The organism is Micromonospora sp. C41, assembly GCF_018070485.1.
Classification (GTDB): Bacteria; Actinomycetota; Actinomycetes; order Mycobacteriales; family Micromonosporaceae; genus Micromonospora; species Micromonospora chalcea.
This window is the reverse complement of record NZ_JAGPXP010000037.1, coordinates 14,289-27,692: the sequence shown is the minus strand read 5'-3', so window position 1 is coordinate 27,692 and position 13,404 is coordinate 14,289. Positions and strand designations below refer to the sequence as shown.

Below are 13,404 nucleotides of genomic sequence, written 5' to 3'. Positions count from 1 at the left end.
GAAGCCGAGCAGGACCGGGTGTTCACGAAAGCGGGCGCCGAGGCGATCCGGCTCGGCGCGGACATCGGCCAGGTGGTGAACGCGCGGCGCGGTGCTCGCGGCCTGACGCCTGCGGGTGCGCGGATCACGGCTGATGAGGCGCGGATGCTGCGTGGTGGCCGGGATCGTGGCCGGTTGGAGGCGGTCGACGTGTACGGCCGACAGCTGTACATCACCTCTGAGGGTGTGACGACTCGCGGTGTAGCTGGCGTGCGGTTGGGGGCGAAGCAGACCGGCCAGAAGGTCGAGGGCCAGCGGTACCGGTCGGCGAAGGTGCCCCGGCTGATGCCTGAATCAGTGATCGCCATCGCTGGCAATGATCGAACAGAGGCCCGCAGATTGCTGCGGCGCTTCGGCTATCTGACCGACTGACCTGCGATAACCCATCGACATCCTGCGGAGTAGCTACCGCAGGTAGGGAGCCCCGACGTCCCGAGCGTCGGGGCTCCCGCATCTCTCGGGAGGCTCCATGCACATCCGACCGGTAGATCTGCCGCTGCTGCGCGATGAGCTAAGGGACACCATGTCCGTGGGTGGCCACGGCGAGCGAGCTTTCACTCGTGGCGCTGCCGCCATAGGTGTTGCCGACCCCATCAAGATGGGGAAGGCGAAGGCTCTGGTCGAGAGCAACACCCTGACTCAGGCCGAGCTGTTCTATGTCACTGACGGCATGTGCGAGCTCGCTTCGGTGGCGCGAGAGTCGATGCCGGTCTGGACCCTTCAGCCTGACGACGTGCCATCCGAGCACGGCTTCATCTACTTCGATGACCTGCCAGCCCTCCCGTCCGGCTTCCCGAAGGCGCGTATCCGCGCGGCCACTTGGCGGCCTCATCTGGGTAGTGGCGGCTGGCCCGATGGCGGACTGTGGATCAACTGGTACGTGGAGCGAGACTCGATCAAGGATTACACGTACATACCGGATGGTTCGCCGCGCCTCATGCTTGCCTTCTTCACACCTGCTCCCTTCAGTGTCGAGCAGGTTGAGACGGTCGGATCACTCGGCTCGCCGATCTCGATGACCGACCCAAAGAGTGCCGAAGCTCGCCTCCTAGCCACGCTGAAGGCGGTGTGGCTGCTCATGGCTCAACCCATCGCATCCGTAGGCGAGGCCACCTACGACAGAGCGGCTCGCCGACGTATCGAGCGGCAGGGCCAGGAGCCCCCTGCCGTGCGGGTGATCACGCTCCGGCGGCAGGCGGCGCAGGGCGGAAGCGGCGAGGGCGCAGATCGCGAGTGGCGGCACCGGTGGGTTGTGCGAGGGCACTGGCGGCAGCAGTGGCTCCCCTCTCGGGGTGTGCATCGCCCGACATGGATCGCTCCGCACATGAAGGGCCCCGAAGGCGCTCCGCTTCTCGGCGGCGAGAAGGTTTACGCCCTGCGGCGGTGACCGCAGTCCGAGACCTCACCTGATGACGTCCCCCGCCGCGAGGGCGGGGCGAATGCAAGGAGCAGCCGCGATGGCTGAAGACGACACCCAGGCCGAGCAGGGTTCCGCGACGGAGCCCGACGAGCAGGCCAGCCAGCAGCCCGAGGAGCTGCGCGACCCGGGCAAGAAGGCGCTCCAGGAGGAGCGTCAGAAGGTCCGTGCCGCGGAGCGGGAGCTGAAGGCCGCTCAGGCGGAGCTGAAGAAGTACCAGGACCGCGACAAGTCGGAGGCGGAGAAGACCGCCGAGCGGCTCGCCGAGTTCGAGCAGCGCGCCCAGCAGGCCGAGCAGAAGCTGCTGCGCCTGGAGGTGGCGGCCGAGAAGGGCCTGACGCCGGCGCAGGCGAAGCGCCTGGTCGGTTCGACGCGGGAGGAGTTGGAGGCGGACGCCGACGACATCCTCGCGACGTTCCCGACCGCCCCGGTCGTGCCGGCGCCGAAGCCGACGCCGAAGCCGGACCCGTCGCAGGGTTCCCGCGGCGGCGGTGGGAGGCCGTCGGCGCAGGACCGGGCGGCGAAGCGGCTGGAGCGGCTCGGCATCAAGAACACCTGAACGACCCCCGGGGCGCTCGCGTCGGGGTCACCACCCAGAGATGAGGGATCACACCCATGTACAGCGATCTTGGGGTGACGAAGACGACCCGGCGTGCCGGCGGCCCGAGCTGGGCGGCCGAGTTCCCGGTCGACTGTGCACCCATCACCCTCGACGCGGACGCCGTGCTGGCCGTCTACACCGACGGGAACATCCCGTCCGGTGCGTGCCTGGCGCAGGTCACCGCGACCGGCCGCTGGGCGCCGTACGGCGGCAGCACCGAAGAGGTCCAGACCGTCACCATCACCGGCACCCCGACCGGCGGCACCTACACGCTGACCTACTCGGGTCAGACCACCGCGGCGATCCCGTACAACGCGACCGCCGCGCAGGTCCGCACCGCCCTGGAGGCGCTGTCGAACATCGGCGCCGGGAACGTGACCACCTCCGGTGGCCCGCACCCGGGCAGCGCGGTGTCGGTGACGTTCACCGGCGCGCTGGCGAACACCAACGTGGCGCAGATGACCGCGAACAGCGGCGCCCTGACCGGCGGGACCACGCCGACCGTGACCGTGGCGACCGCGACCGGCGGCGGCACCGACCTCGGGTCGGGCGGCACCGAGACGGCGAAGGGCTTCCTGCTCGACGACAAGCAGGTCCGGTCGGGCCGGCACGTGGACGCGGCCCTCTACTACCGGGGCCGGGTGTACGAGGACCTCCTGCCCGCCAACGGTGGTTTCGACGCGCAGGCGCGTGCCGAGCTGTCCCCGAACATCTACTTCGACAAGGTGGGTGCCTGATGGCCACCATGGCTCTCGAACTGACCGATCCGGAGGAGCTGACCCTCGCGGCGCGGCAGATCCCGTTCCCCGGTGGCATCCTCCAGCGGTGGCTGCCCGCGGTGCAGCGCCGGGACCACCGGTACCTGTTCCGCCGGTCGGCGCGGTCGCTGCGGCGGGCGATCCCGTTCCGGCCGTGGAACACCCCGGCGGTGCCGCTGGACCGCGGTGAGATGACCGAGGTGACCGGTCGGATGCTGCCGATGTCGGCCATCATGTGGCTGCTGGAGGAGGACTCCCAGCTGCTGGACGCCGCCCGCGCGTCGGGTGACGAGGACGCCATCGCCGCGGTGTTCGACCAGGACCTGCTGACCCTGACCCGTGGTGCGCTCCAGCGCATCATGCTGGCGCAGGGCGAGGCGATCTGGTCGGGCAAGGTGACGGTGGGCACCCCGTCGGCGCCGGAGAACCGGCTCCAGCTCGGCAGCGTGGACTTCGGCATGCCGGCGCAGAACTTCACCACCGCGAGCACGCTGTGGAACGCGGGCAGCCCGGACGTGTTCGGGCAGCTCGACGCGCTGACGACCACGTACCGGACGACCACCGGCCAGGAGGTCAACCCGGGCGTCATCATCATGTCCACGCGGATCAAGAACGTGCTGCTGAAGGACCCGGACTTCCGGAACCTGCTGGGTTCGCTGATCGGTGCGCCGCCGTCGATCGGGACGGCGCAGCTGCGTCAGCTGTTCGTGGACCGGGAGCTGCCGCGGGTGATCGTGGACGACACGGCGGTGCCGGACCACACGGGCACGATGCGGCGGGTGATCCCGGACGACCGGATCGTGATCCTGCCGGAGGAGCCGGGCAACGAGGGCGGCATGGCGGTCGGTCAGACCCAGTGGGGGACGACCGAGGAGGCGAAGAAGCTGGTCCGCGCGCAGGCGCTGGGCGAGGAGAACGCGCCGGGCCTGGTCGCGGTGGCGATGGAGTCGGAGAACCCGGTCCACACGGGGACGCTGGTGGCCGGCATCGCGATGCCGGTGCTGACGGACCCGGACCTGGTCATGTCGGTGAAGGTGCTCTGATGGGCCGGCTGAACGCGAACACGCTGGTGACACACCCGGAGACGGGTGAGGTGGTGCTGCTGGCGTCGGGTGGTGAGGTGCCCGGTTGGGCGTCGTCGCTGGTCGGCGCGCACCTGGTCGACGGCGGCTCGGAGCAGCCGGAGCGGTCCGACGGTGACCGCGCCGACGGAGGCGAGTCGGACGGCGACGAGCCGGAGCAGGCGGCGCCGACGGCGAAGCGAACCCGGCGGGCGTCGGGTCGGTGATGGGCGGGGCCGGGCGGTATGCGGGTGCCGTCCGGCCCACCAAACTGGAGGTGAGCGGTGGCTGACCTGTTCGAGCTCCCTCAGCTCGCCTCGTACATGCAGCAGGATCTGGACCAGGCGTCGGCGGAGTTGGCCCGGTCGTTGGCGACGGCGTTGATCCGCGCCGAGGTCGGGGCGGCCCGGTTCGACGCGATGGCGGATCTGTCGCCGTTCCTGCCGGTCGCGTTGGAGGTGGCGCGTCGGGCGCTGCTGAATCCGGGCGGGGTGCGGTCGGAGCAGGTGGATGACTACTCGGTGACGTACGCGACGGAGTTCGTCGGCGGCGCTGTGCTCACCGAGGCGGAGCGGGCGCTGGTGCTCGCCGCTGCGGGCGTCCCGTCGGGGGGCGCGTTCACGATCAGACCGGCCGGGTGGCGGCCGGTGCGAGCCTGTTGAGGAGCTGACGGTGGCGAACGGTTACTTCACCCCTGCCGTCGAGGGGTTCATCGCGGGTGAGATCGACCTGGACACGGCGGTCATCAAGGTGGCGCTCGTGCGCGGCTACACGTTCTCGGCCAGCCACAAGTTCGTCTCGGACGTGACCACGGCCGGGGGCACGATCAACGGCACGTCGGCGGCGCTGGCGAACAAGACCGTCAGCGGTGGTGTCTTCGACGCGGACGACACCACCATCAGCGCGCCGGTGGGTGTGGTGGCGCGTCCTGTCTCGGGTGTGGTGGTCCGACCGTAGGGGGTGGCGTGGTGCTGGATGCTCTGCTGGCCCGTGGCCGCGCCGCCGCCGAGGCGCTTATGGTGGACGCCTGTGAGGTGCGCCGGCGGACCGGTGAGGGCTCCGACGACGACGGGAACGTCGTGGTCACCTACGAGGACGTGTACGAGGGCCGCTGCCGGGTGCAGCAGCGGTCGACGCAGGCGGCCCAGGAGGACGTTGGCGAGGACTTCCAGTTGATGCTGCGGCTGGAGGTGCACCTGCCGATGTCGGTGGTCGGGCTGGAGGCGGGCGACGAGGTGAAGGTGACCGCGTCGGTGCATGACCCCGATCTGGTGGGGCGCGTGTTCCTGGTGCGGGATCTGGCGCACAAGAGTCACGCCACGGCCCGCAGGGTGGGCGTCACGGAACGGACGAGCTGATGGGCGCCGGGATGGACGCCAGCGAGGTCCGGCAGTGGGCGAAGGAGATCGACCAGGCGGTCATGGACTGCCCGGACGAGGTGGCCAAGGTCGTCGGGCGTGGCGCGTACAACGTGAAGAAGGACGCCCAGACGCGGGCGAAGCGGATCGGCCGGCACGTGCGCCGCTACCCGTACGCGATCACCTACGAGACGCGGCGCCGGATGGCGGACATCAGCGCGGACATCGGCCCGGAGGTCGGCAAGGGGCAGGGTTCGCTGGGCAGCATCTTGGAGAACGGGTCGCCGACGTCGCCGCCGCATCCGCACATGCTGCCGGCTGGTCAGGCTGAGGCGCCGCGGTTCGAGCGGGCGCTCGAAGACCTGGCGGTGCGGCTGCTGGAGGGGCGATGACGGTTCGGGCGCACGCTGACGCGGTGCTGGCCCTGCTCGCCGCCGCCCCGGGCAATCCGCTGCGGGTGCTGGATGGTGCGGTGCCGACGGGCACGAACGCGCCGTACGTGCTGCTGTACTTCGGCGACGAGGACCCGGAGTTGCCGGACTCCCGGCCGCTGGAGGGCTCTTCGGAGCGGTTCGTGCTGCGGGTGTGGGCGCACTGTGTGGGTGGGAACGCGGCGGCGGCGCGGGCGCTCGGTGAGCGGGTGCGGGCGGCGCTGCTGGATGTGACGCCGTCGATCGCCGGGCGTGCGTGCTTCCCGATCCGCCGCGAGGAGGGTTCGCCGCCTCAGCGTGACGAGTCGACGGGAACGCTGATCATGGATCGGGTTGACATCTACCGCCTCGAAAGCGTGCCGGCCTAGAAGAAGCGCTTGGCGACGAACGTCAGCACCCCGTACGTGATGCCGAAGACCAGCGCGAACACGAGGACGTGCGCGGTGCCGGTTGCTCCGGCGAGTGAGCCGATCCATCCGACGAGTGCGCCGATGAGCACTGCCAGGGCGACGCGGTTGCCGGTGTGGGTGAGGGACCACCGCGATTCGTGCTGCTGCTCAGTCATGCCGCGCACCGTACCGGGCGTGCGCCAGTAGCACCGTCCCCCAAGAGGGCGGATATCCGATCAAGAGAAGGGGGTGCGCCGGATGGCGCTGCTCACCGCAACCTCGGTCACGAGCACGGCCACCACGGTGACCGGCGCGGCGATGACCACGTCCGACACGGTGTCCGGCTCGGACATCGGTTCCAACGGCGCGCTGCTCAACGTCATCAACGGCGGCGGTTCGTCGATCAACGTGACGCTGGCGGACCCGAACCTCACCGCGGTGGGGAACGCCGGTACGGCGGTGGCGCAGGCGGTCCCGGCCGGGTCGGACCGCTGGTTCCGACTGTCTCCGGCGCACGTCAACCCGTCTACCGGTGTCGCGGCGGTCGCGCTGTCCTCGGCGACGTCGGTGACCTACAAGCTGATCCGCTGCTGAGGAGCGCTCTGATGGCGAAGACGAAGTACTGGCTGACCGACGGCTACGGCGCGCACGCCCTGGTCGAAGGTGCCGAGGAGCGGGACCGGTGGGTGCCGCGCGGCTGGTCGGAGACGGCCGAGCCGACCGGTGAGGGCCGGGTGTGGATGCGCCACACCGACCACGGCGGGCACCAGCTGTTCGCGGCGGGGGTGGTGGAGACGTGGCGGGCGCTGGGCTGGGAGCCGTCGGCTCCGCCGGAGCCCGTGGACGTGCTGCACGACGAGCAGCTCGTGGACGTCGCCGCGGTCCAGGGTGGGCCGGCGGCGCAGAGCACCACCAACACGACCGAGGCCGCCGCCAGCGGTAACACGAAGGGGAAGTGACGTGCCGGACATCACCGCTGACGGTAAGACCCGGGTTGCCTGGGTGCCGTCGATCGCGAACATCAACGCGCCGACCACGACCGAGCTGAACGCCGGGATGCTGCTGCAGTCGACGCTGACGGCGGACGGGCTGGTGGGTCTGCGGCCGGAGACGGCGGACGTGGACACGTCGGCGCTGGACTCGACGTTCTCGACCACGGTCAACGGTCGGACGAGCTTCTCGGGGACGATGCTGCGGCTGAAGAAGCAGTCGGGCACGGACACGATCTTCGACACGCTGGTGCGGGACGCGGCCGGCTACCTGGTGGTGCGCCGGTCGGTGGCCGCGTCGAACGCATGGGCGACCGGGCAGAAGGTGGAGGTGTATCCGGCGCTGTGTGGTGAGGTGGCGCGGGTGGACCCGGAGCCGAACACGGTGGAGCGGTACGAGATCCCGCTGAAGATCACGTCGAGCCCGGCGCTGCGCGCCGCGGTCGCCTGACTGATCCCCTCTCTCTGACTGCCGCCTTTCGGGGCGGTTTTTTCGTGCCCGGCCGGTCCTGTCCCGGAGCCGGCCGGGCACTCCATCCGGGACCCGGGACGGGAGAGTCATGACCGACAAGATTTCGATCAAGGAGCGGATCCGGCGATCCGGACCGCCAACCAAGCCGGTGACCGTCTACCTCGGCGTGGACGTCGGCCTCATCGACGAGTACGAGGCGCTCCAGGAGCGTCTCGACAAGGTCGTCGAGGAAGGCGGCCCGGGCGACTCGCTGGAAGGCAGCCCGGAGCGAGACCGGCTGACCGAGCGGATGCAGGAGATCCGCGCTCAGCTCGACGAGTGCGCGCTCACGTTCAGGCTGCGTGCGCTGGACGGCGACGAGTGGCAGCGCCTGGTCGACGAGCACCCGCCGCGCCGCAAGACCGGCACCGAGGAGGCCGACCCTCGCGACGCGCAGGCGGTCTGGAACACCTCGACGTTCCCGCGCGCGCTGCTGCGTGCGGCGACGGTTGAGCCGCAGCTCGATGACGAGGACTGGCGGCTGCTGCTCGGGGACGAGTCGACGCGGAGCAAGCTGACCGAGCCGCAGATCACTGATGCGGCGAACGCGGTGGCTCGCCTGTCGCGGTTCTCGATCAGCCTCCCTTTCTCGTAAGCCGCATCGCCGCCGACCCGGCTCTGCGGGCACGGCTGGAGGCGGCTGAGCGGCTGGGCGTGAGCCCGAAGCGGTTCGGCGGGTGGGAGCCCGTCACGGTCACCGAGTACGAGTACGACAGCGAGGGCCGTGTGCTGCGGTCGTGGTCCCAGCCGGAGACGGAGTGGGATCAGACGCAGCAGGCGTGGATGGAAGCCCTCGGCCTGTATCGGGCGGGGTTGTGTCCGCTGCACGGCGGGCCGATCGAGGAGTGCACGTCGCCGGAGGAGACCGGCACCCAGTTCGAGGTCACCCGGTCGACGTGCCGGGCGCAGCTCACGTTGATCGAGGCGCAGCGGGCGGCGAACGACGGCAAGAAGCCCAGCCCGTACGCCGCTGCGAGGTTGTGGACGCTGAAGACGCGGGGGTGACGGGGTGGCGCTGCGTGTCGTTGGCGTGAAGCTGACCGCCGAAGTCGGCGGCTACATGAACAGCCTCAAGCAGGCTGGCACCGCCACCCGCCAACTCACCGGCGAAATGGACAAGGCCGCGAAGGGCGGGCACCTCGACCAGGTCGCCGACTCCGCCGCCATCGCCGGAGCCGGACTCCTCGGCCTCGCCGGCGCCGCCATCAAGTTCGGCATGGACTTCGAGAAGCAAATGTCCGCCGTCGGTGCGGCCACGCACGCCTCCACCGCCGACATCGAGCGGCTCCGCAAGGCCGCGTTGCAGGCCGGCGCGGACACCGCCTACAGCGCGACCGAGGCGGCGCAGGGCATCGAAGAGCTGGCCAAGGCCGGTGTGTCCACGGCGGCGATCCTCGGCGGTGGCCTCCGCGGTGCCCTCGACCTCGCCGCCGCCGGCGGGCTGGACGTCGCCGAGGCCGCCGAAACGGCCGCCAGCGCGATGACCCAGTTCAACCTCGAAGGCTCCGACGTCCCGCACATCGCGGACCTGCTCGCCGCCGCCGCCGGCAAGGCGCAGGGCTCCGTGCACGACATGGGGTACGCGCTGTCGCAGGCCGGTCTGGTCGCGCACCAGATGGGCCTGACGGTGGAGGACACCACCGGCACCCTCGCCGCGTTCGCCAGCGCGGGCATGCTCGGCTCCGACTCCGGCACGTCGCTGAAGACCGCGCTGCTGATGCTGGCCAACCCCACCGACAAGGCCGCCGGGCTCATGCAGGAGCTGGGCATCAACGCCTACGACGCGCAGGGCAACTTCGTCGGCATCGTCAACCTCGCCGGGCAGCTCAAGACCCAGCTCGCCGGGCTCACCCAGGAGCAGCGAAACGCGGCGCTCGCCACCATCTTCGGGCAGGACGCGATCCGCGCCGCCAGCGTCCTCTACCAGGAGGGCGCCGAAGGCATCCAGGAGTGGATCGACAAGACCAACGACGCCGGCTACGCGGCCGAGACCGCGCGGATGCGCACCGACAACCTCGCCGGTGACATCGAACGCCTCCAGGGCTCCCTGGAAACCCTGGCGATCGAGTCGTCGTCCAGCGCCAACGGTGGGCTGCGGGTGCTGACGCAGGGCCTCGACGGGGTTGTCAACGAACTGGCCGACCTGCCTCCGGCGGTGGGTAGCACCCTGACGGTGCTGGCCGCGCTCGGCGGCTCGACGATGCTGCTCGGCGCCGGCTGGGTGAAGGTGCGGCGGGCGAACGCCGAGTTCCGGGCCGAGCTGGAGGCGACCGGTCCGGCGGGTGCGCGGGCGGCGCGTGGGCTGGAGACGGCGTCGAAGTGGGCCGGCCGGGCGGCGGCGGCGTTCGCGGCGTTCCAGGTCGCGGGCATGATCGTCAACAAGATGGTGGGTGACCTGTCGCCGCAGGTGGATGCGCTGGCGACGGGTTTGGAGCGGTGGGGCCAGTCGGGTGCCCTCGCGGGTGAGGCCGCCCGGGTGCTGGGCGCCGACATGGCTGACCTGAACACGGGGCTGAAGTTCCTGGCGGACACGGACAACGATCGCCGGAAGTTCACCCGCTGGGGCCAGGACTTGTTGGAAGGGCTGGTGCCCGGGCTCGACTCGACGAACACGTCGCTGACGCGCACCCGGGAGCGGGTGGAGGCGATGGACTCGGCGTTCGCGCAGCTCGTCTCCTCCGGGAAGGCGGATGCGGCGAAGGCGGCGTTCGACCGGCTCGCCACCGAGGCCGGCAAGAGTGGTGTGTCGGTGGAGGAGCTGCGGAAGTTGTTCCCGCAGTACGCGGCGGCGATCGAGACGGCTGCGTCGGCGACGAAGGAAGCGGTGTCCCCGACAGCGGCGCTGACGAGCAAGACGCTGGACTTCGAGTCGGCGACGGAGGCGGCCACCGCCGCGGTGAACGGGCAGCGCGAGGCGCTGATGGTCTTGTCGACCATGATGAAGGGCGAGGTCGACCCGGTTTTTGGGCTGCTCAGCGCCCAGCAGAAGCTGGCGGAGGCTCAGAAGGAATCCGCGAAGGCGATCAAGGAGCACGGGCGGAACAGCACGGAGGCCAAGGAGGCGACCCGGAAGCTGGCCGAGGCGGCGATCGAGCTGCAAGGCAAGGCCGGCGAGCTGTCCTCGACGTTCGACGGGAAGATGACGCCGGCGCTGCGGGCGACGCTGGAGGCGGCGGGCCTGACGGACCGGCAGATCGCTGACGTGGCGAAGCAGTTCCGGCAGGCCAAGTCGGACGCCGACAAGTACGACGGCGAGTACAAGGCGTCCGCGTCGGCGCCGGGCGTCACCACCGCCGACAAGCAGCTGAAGGACGCCAAGGGCAAGGCGGATGCGTTCGACGGCAGCTACAAGGCACTGGTGGATGTGGTCGGCTATCCGGTGGCGTTGGAGCGGCTGAAGCGGCTGTCGACGTACCAGCAGGCGTTGAAGAAGGGCACGATCCCGGCGAACTTCCAGGGCCCGTTCCAGGGCAAGGACTACCACGCCGGCGGCTGGACCGGGCCGGGCGGCAAGTACGAGCCGGCGGGCATCGTGCACGCCGACGAGTTCGTCATCCGCAAGGAGTCGCGGCAGCAGATCGAGCGGCGGCATCCGGGCCTGTTGGAGGAGATGAACGCGACCGGCCAGGTGGCCGGCTACGACGGTGGCGGGCGGGTGCGTCTGCCGTTTCCGACGACGGCGGCGAAGACGCGGATCCCGTCGCGGCGTGAGGTCGCCGAGGCGGTCATGCCCGATTTCGGGGCGTGGCCGTCGAGCCCGGGAGCGCAGCGGGGCGACTCGGGTGTGTGGCGGGGTATCGCCGCGCTGATCCGGGCGACCGGCCCGATGTCCGGCTCGTTCGGGAACGGCTACCGGGCGGGTGATCCGCTGTGGCACGGGTCGGGCCGGGCCGTGGACTGGATGGGCTTCAACCAGGACCGGCTCGCCGGGTTCCTGGCCGCCCGCCGGCCGCTGGAGCTGATCCACCGGACGAACAGCCGCGACTACGCCTACACGCGCGGCCGGAACATGGGCTCGTTCAACGAGTCGTTGATGGAGGCGCACCGCAACCACATCCACATCGCGATGGCGAACGGTGGGGTGATCGGTGAGCCGGTGTACGGCTACGGCCTGCACTCCGGCAACTCCTACAGCTTCGGTGAGCGCGGCCCGGAGCGAGTGTTCCCCGGCGTCGGCTCGGCGCCGGGCGGCACCACCGTCGTGCAGGTCACCCTGCAGAACCATGGGGTGATCGGTTCGCAGGTGGAGACGGAGAACTGGCTGGCCGGGGCGTGGGACAACCTGAAACGGCAGGGCCGGGTATGAATCTGCCGGACTACGAGGTGTCCATCGACTGGGCCGGCGACGGCACGTTCCCCCGGGTGGGGCGGGGCCGGGTGTTCGACCGGGGTACCGCGCTGACGGCGCAGTACGGGCGGGAGCGTGGCCGCGCGTTCGACCCGCTCGCGGGTGGGCGCGGCCAGTTCGAGCTGGACAACCGCAGCCGGGACTACACGCCGGAGAACCCGCTGTCGCCGCTGGCGGGCCGGTTGCTGCCGGGCCGGGAGTTGCGGGTGCGGGCCACGTACGGCGGGGTCACGTACGGGCTGCTGCGCGGCTACGTCGACGACTTCGAGTTGCAGCCGGGCCCGGACCAGCGGTCGGTGCAGGTCACCGCCCTGGACGGGCTGGCGCGGCTGCAGCGTGTGCGCCTGTCGACGCCCCTGTACTCGGGGGTTCGCACGGGCGCGGCGATCGGGTTGCTGCTCGACGCGGCGGGCTGGCCGGCGGACCGCCGTGACCTGGACGTGGGCGCGTCGACGTTGCCGTGGTGGTGGGCGGACGGGGTGGATGCGTTCGCTGCGCTGCAGCAGATCCTCGACTCGGAGGGTCCGGGCTGCCGGGCGTCGGTGGACATCAACGGCACGTTCGTGTTCCGGGACCGGCATCACCGGCTGATGCGGTCGGCGTCGCGGACGGTGCAGGCGACGTGGCGGTCGGGCGGTGTGGAGCCGTGCTATTCGGCGCCGATGTCGTACAACCCGGGCTGGCGGGACGTGGTCAACGACGTCACCTACAGCGTTCCGGTGCGGGTGGCGTCGGGGCAGATGGAGTCCGTGTGGCAGATGGCCGGTCAGCGGGCGCTCGCCGACGGCGAAACCGTCGCCCTCGCGGCCCGCTCTGGTGAGCCGTTCTTCGGGGCGGTCGCGCCGGTGGAGGGTGTCGACTACACGCCGGCGTCGGGCACGGTGCGGACGTCGCTGTCGCGCACGTCGGGGCAGTCCACCACCGTGTACGTGACGGCGGTGGGCGGCCCGGCGGTGATTGACGGGATGGCGGTGCGCGCGTACCCGGTGGCCACACAGACCGAGGTGGAGGTCCACGCGGAGGACGCGGCGAGCATCAGCGATGTGGGCCGCCAGTCGTGGCCGTCGGAGCGTGCGCCGTCGCTGGCGGGTCTGCCGGACGCGATCGCGATCGCGGACATCATCCTCGCCGGCCGTGCGCGCAGGCAGCCGGTGCTGTCGGTGACGTTCCGCGGTGGCGTCCCGCAGCGGCTGGTGCAGCAGCTCGCCCGGGATTTGTCGGATCGGGTGCGGGTTGTTGACTCGGGTACCGGGCTGGACGCGGACTGCTGGGTAGAGCGCATCGAGCATGCGGTGAGCCGCGGCGACCACGTGACGACGTTCATGGTGGAGCGCATCCCGACGGCGGCAGGGAATCCGTTCCGGTTCGACACGACCGGGGCCGGGTTCAACCAGGGCATGTTCGGCGACACCGGCCGGGACGACCCGGACACGATGTTCATCTTCGACCATCCGACGCAGAGCCGATTCGACGTCGGCCTGTTCGCCAACTAGGGGGGTCGT

Annotated in this window: 19 protein-coding genes; 18 read left to right on the top strand and 1 reads right to left on the bottom strand. The window is 70.7% G+C overall.

Going from position 1 to position 13,404, the window contains the following annotated elements; all coding sequences use genetic code 11:
* Positions 1-18: 18 nt before the first annotated feature.
* From KBX43_RS27525 to KBX43_RS27475, 11 genes are all read left to right on the top strand, one after another.
* Entirely contained in the window at positions 19-411 is a 393-nt protein-coding gene (locus tag KBX43_RS27525) for a hypothetical protein (RefSeq protein ID WP_210887989.1), read from the top strand.
* Between the two features lie 97 nt (positions 412-508).
* Positions 509-1,426 carry a hypothetical protein gene (locus tag KBX43_RS27520; RefSeq protein ID WP_210887986.1) on the top strand — a complete coding sequence of 306 codons (918 nt, stop codon included), beginning with the start codon at positions 509-511 and terminating at the stop codon, positions 1,424-1,426.
* 70 nt (positions 1,427-1,496) lie between these two features.
* Positions 1,497-2,015: a hypothetical protein gene (locus tag KBX43_RS27515; RefSeq protein WP_210887983.1), complete on the top strand. Its 519-nt coding sequence runs from the start codon at positions 1,497-1,499 to the stop codon at positions 2,013-2,015.
* A gap of 56 nt (positions 2,016-2,071) precedes the next feature.
* Positions 2,072-2,794 (top strand): hypothetical protein, encoded by a 723-nt coding sequence (locus KBX43_RS27510; RefSeq protein WP_210887982.1) that lies wholly within the window; start codon positions 2,072-2,074, stop codon positions 2,792-2,794.
* Positions 2,794-3,858 carry a major capsid protein gene (locus KBX43_RS27505; protein ID WP_210887979.1) on the top strand — a complete coding sequence of 355 codons (1,065 nt, stop codon included), beginning with the start codon at positions 2,794-2,796 and terminating at the stop codon, positions 3,856-3,858. Before KBX43_RS27510 ends, KBX43_RS27505 begins: the two co-directional genes overlap by 1 nt.
* Entirely contained in the window at positions 3,858-4,103 is a 246-nt protein-coding gene (locus KBX43_RS27500) for a hypothetical protein (RefSeq protein ID WP_210887976.1), read from the top strand. The genes KBX43_RS27505 and KBX43_RS27500 overlap by 1 nt, the downstream gene beginning before the upstream one ends.
* Before the next feature lie 57 nt (positions 4,104-4,160).
* Positions 4,161-4,538 (top strand): hypothetical protein, encoded by a 378-nt coding sequence (locus KBX43_RS27495; RefSeq protein WP_210887973.1) that lies wholly within the window; start codon positions 4,161-4,163, stop codon positions 4,536-4,538.
* Positions 4,539-4,548: 10 nt separating this feature from the next.
* Positions 4,549-4,833, top strand: coding sequence for a hypothetical protein (locus KBX43_RS27490; protein ID WP_210887969.1), 285 nt, complete (start codon positions 4,549-4,551; stop codon positions 4,831-4,833).
* An 11-nt stretch (positions 4,834-4,844) separates the two neighbouring features.
* On the top strand, positions 4,845-5,234 hold the full coding sequence (locus KBX43_RS27485; protein ID WP_210887967.1) for a DUF6093 family protein: 390 nt from the start codon (positions 4,845-4,847) through the stop codon (positions 5,232-5,234).
* On the top strand, positions 5,234-5,626 hold the full coding sequence (locus tag KBX43_RS27480) for a hypothetical protein (protein WP_210887965.1): 393 nt from the start codon (positions 5,234-5,236) through the stop codon (positions 5,624-5,626). The genes KBX43_RS27485 and KBX43_RS27480 overlap by 1 nt, the downstream gene beginning before the upstream one ends.
* Complete coding sequence (locus tag KBX43_RS27475; RefSeq protein WP_282101091.1) at positions 5,623-6,033, top strand: DUF3168 domain-containing protein; 411 nt, start codon at positions 5,623-5,625, stop codon at positions 6,031-6,033. Before KBX43_RS27480 ends, KBX43_RS27475 begins: the two co-directional genes overlap by 4 nt.
* Here the strand turns inward: KBX43_RS27475 and KBX43_RS27470 are convergent.
* On the bottom strand, positions 6,030-6,230 hold the full coding sequence (locus KBX43_RS27470) for a hypothetical protein (protein WP_210887959.1): 201 nt from the start codon (positions 6,228-6,230) through the stop codon (positions 6,030-6,032). The two genes, KBX43_RS27475 and KBX43_RS27470, sit on opposite strands and share 4 nt — an antisense overlap.
* Positions 6,231-6,312: 82 nt before the next feature.
* Here KBX43_RS27470 and KBX43_RS27465 point away from each other — a divergent pair, with 82 nt between their 5' ends.
* From KBX43_RS27465 to KBX43_RS27435, 7 genes are all read left to right on the top strand, one after another.
* Entirely contained in the window at positions 6,313-6,648 is a 336-nt protein-coding gene (locus KBX43_RS27465; RefSeq protein WP_114918957.1) for a hypothetical protein, read from the top strand.
* Positions 6,649-6,659: 11 nt separating this feature from the next.
* Positions 6,660-7,013 (top strand): hypothetical protein, encoded by a 354-nt coding sequence (locus tag KBX43_RS27460; RefSeq protein WP_210887956.1) that lies wholly within the window; start codon positions 6,660-6,662, stop codon positions 7,011-7,013.
* 1 nt (position 7,014) lies between these two features.
* Positions 7,015-7,494, top strand: coding sequence for a hypothetical protein (locus KBX43_RS27455; protein WP_210887953.1), 480 nt, complete (start codon positions 7,015-7,017; stop codon positions 7,492-7,494).
* A gap of 109 nt (positions 7,495-7,603) precedes the next feature.
* Complete coding sequence (locus KBX43_RS27450) at positions 7,604-8,149, top strand: hypothetical protein (protein ID WP_210887950.1); 546 nt, start codon at positions 7,604-7,606, stop codon at positions 8,147-8,149.
* A 59-nt stretch (positions 8,150-8,208) separates the two neighbouring features.
* A complete protein-coding gene (locus tag KBX43_RS27445) occupies positions 8,209-8,559 on the top strand; it encodes a hypothetical protein (RefSeq protein ID WP_210887947.1) in 351 nt (116 codons plus the stop codon).
* Between the two features lie 4 nt (positions 8,560-8,563).
* On the top strand, positions 8,564-11,860 hold the full coding sequence (locus KBX43_RS27440) for a phage tail tape measure protein (RefSeq protein WP_210887944.1): 3,297 nt from the start codon (positions 8,564-8,566) through the stop codon (positions 11,858-11,860).
* A complete protein-coding gene (locus tag KBX43_RS27435) occupies positions 11,857-13,395 on the top strand; it encodes a hypothetical protein (RefSeq protein WP_210887941.1) in 1,539 nt (512 codons plus the stop codon). The genes KBX43_RS27440 and KBX43_RS27435 overlap by 4 nt, the downstream gene beginning before the upstream one ends.
* Positions 13,396-13,404: the final 9 nt, after the last annotated feature.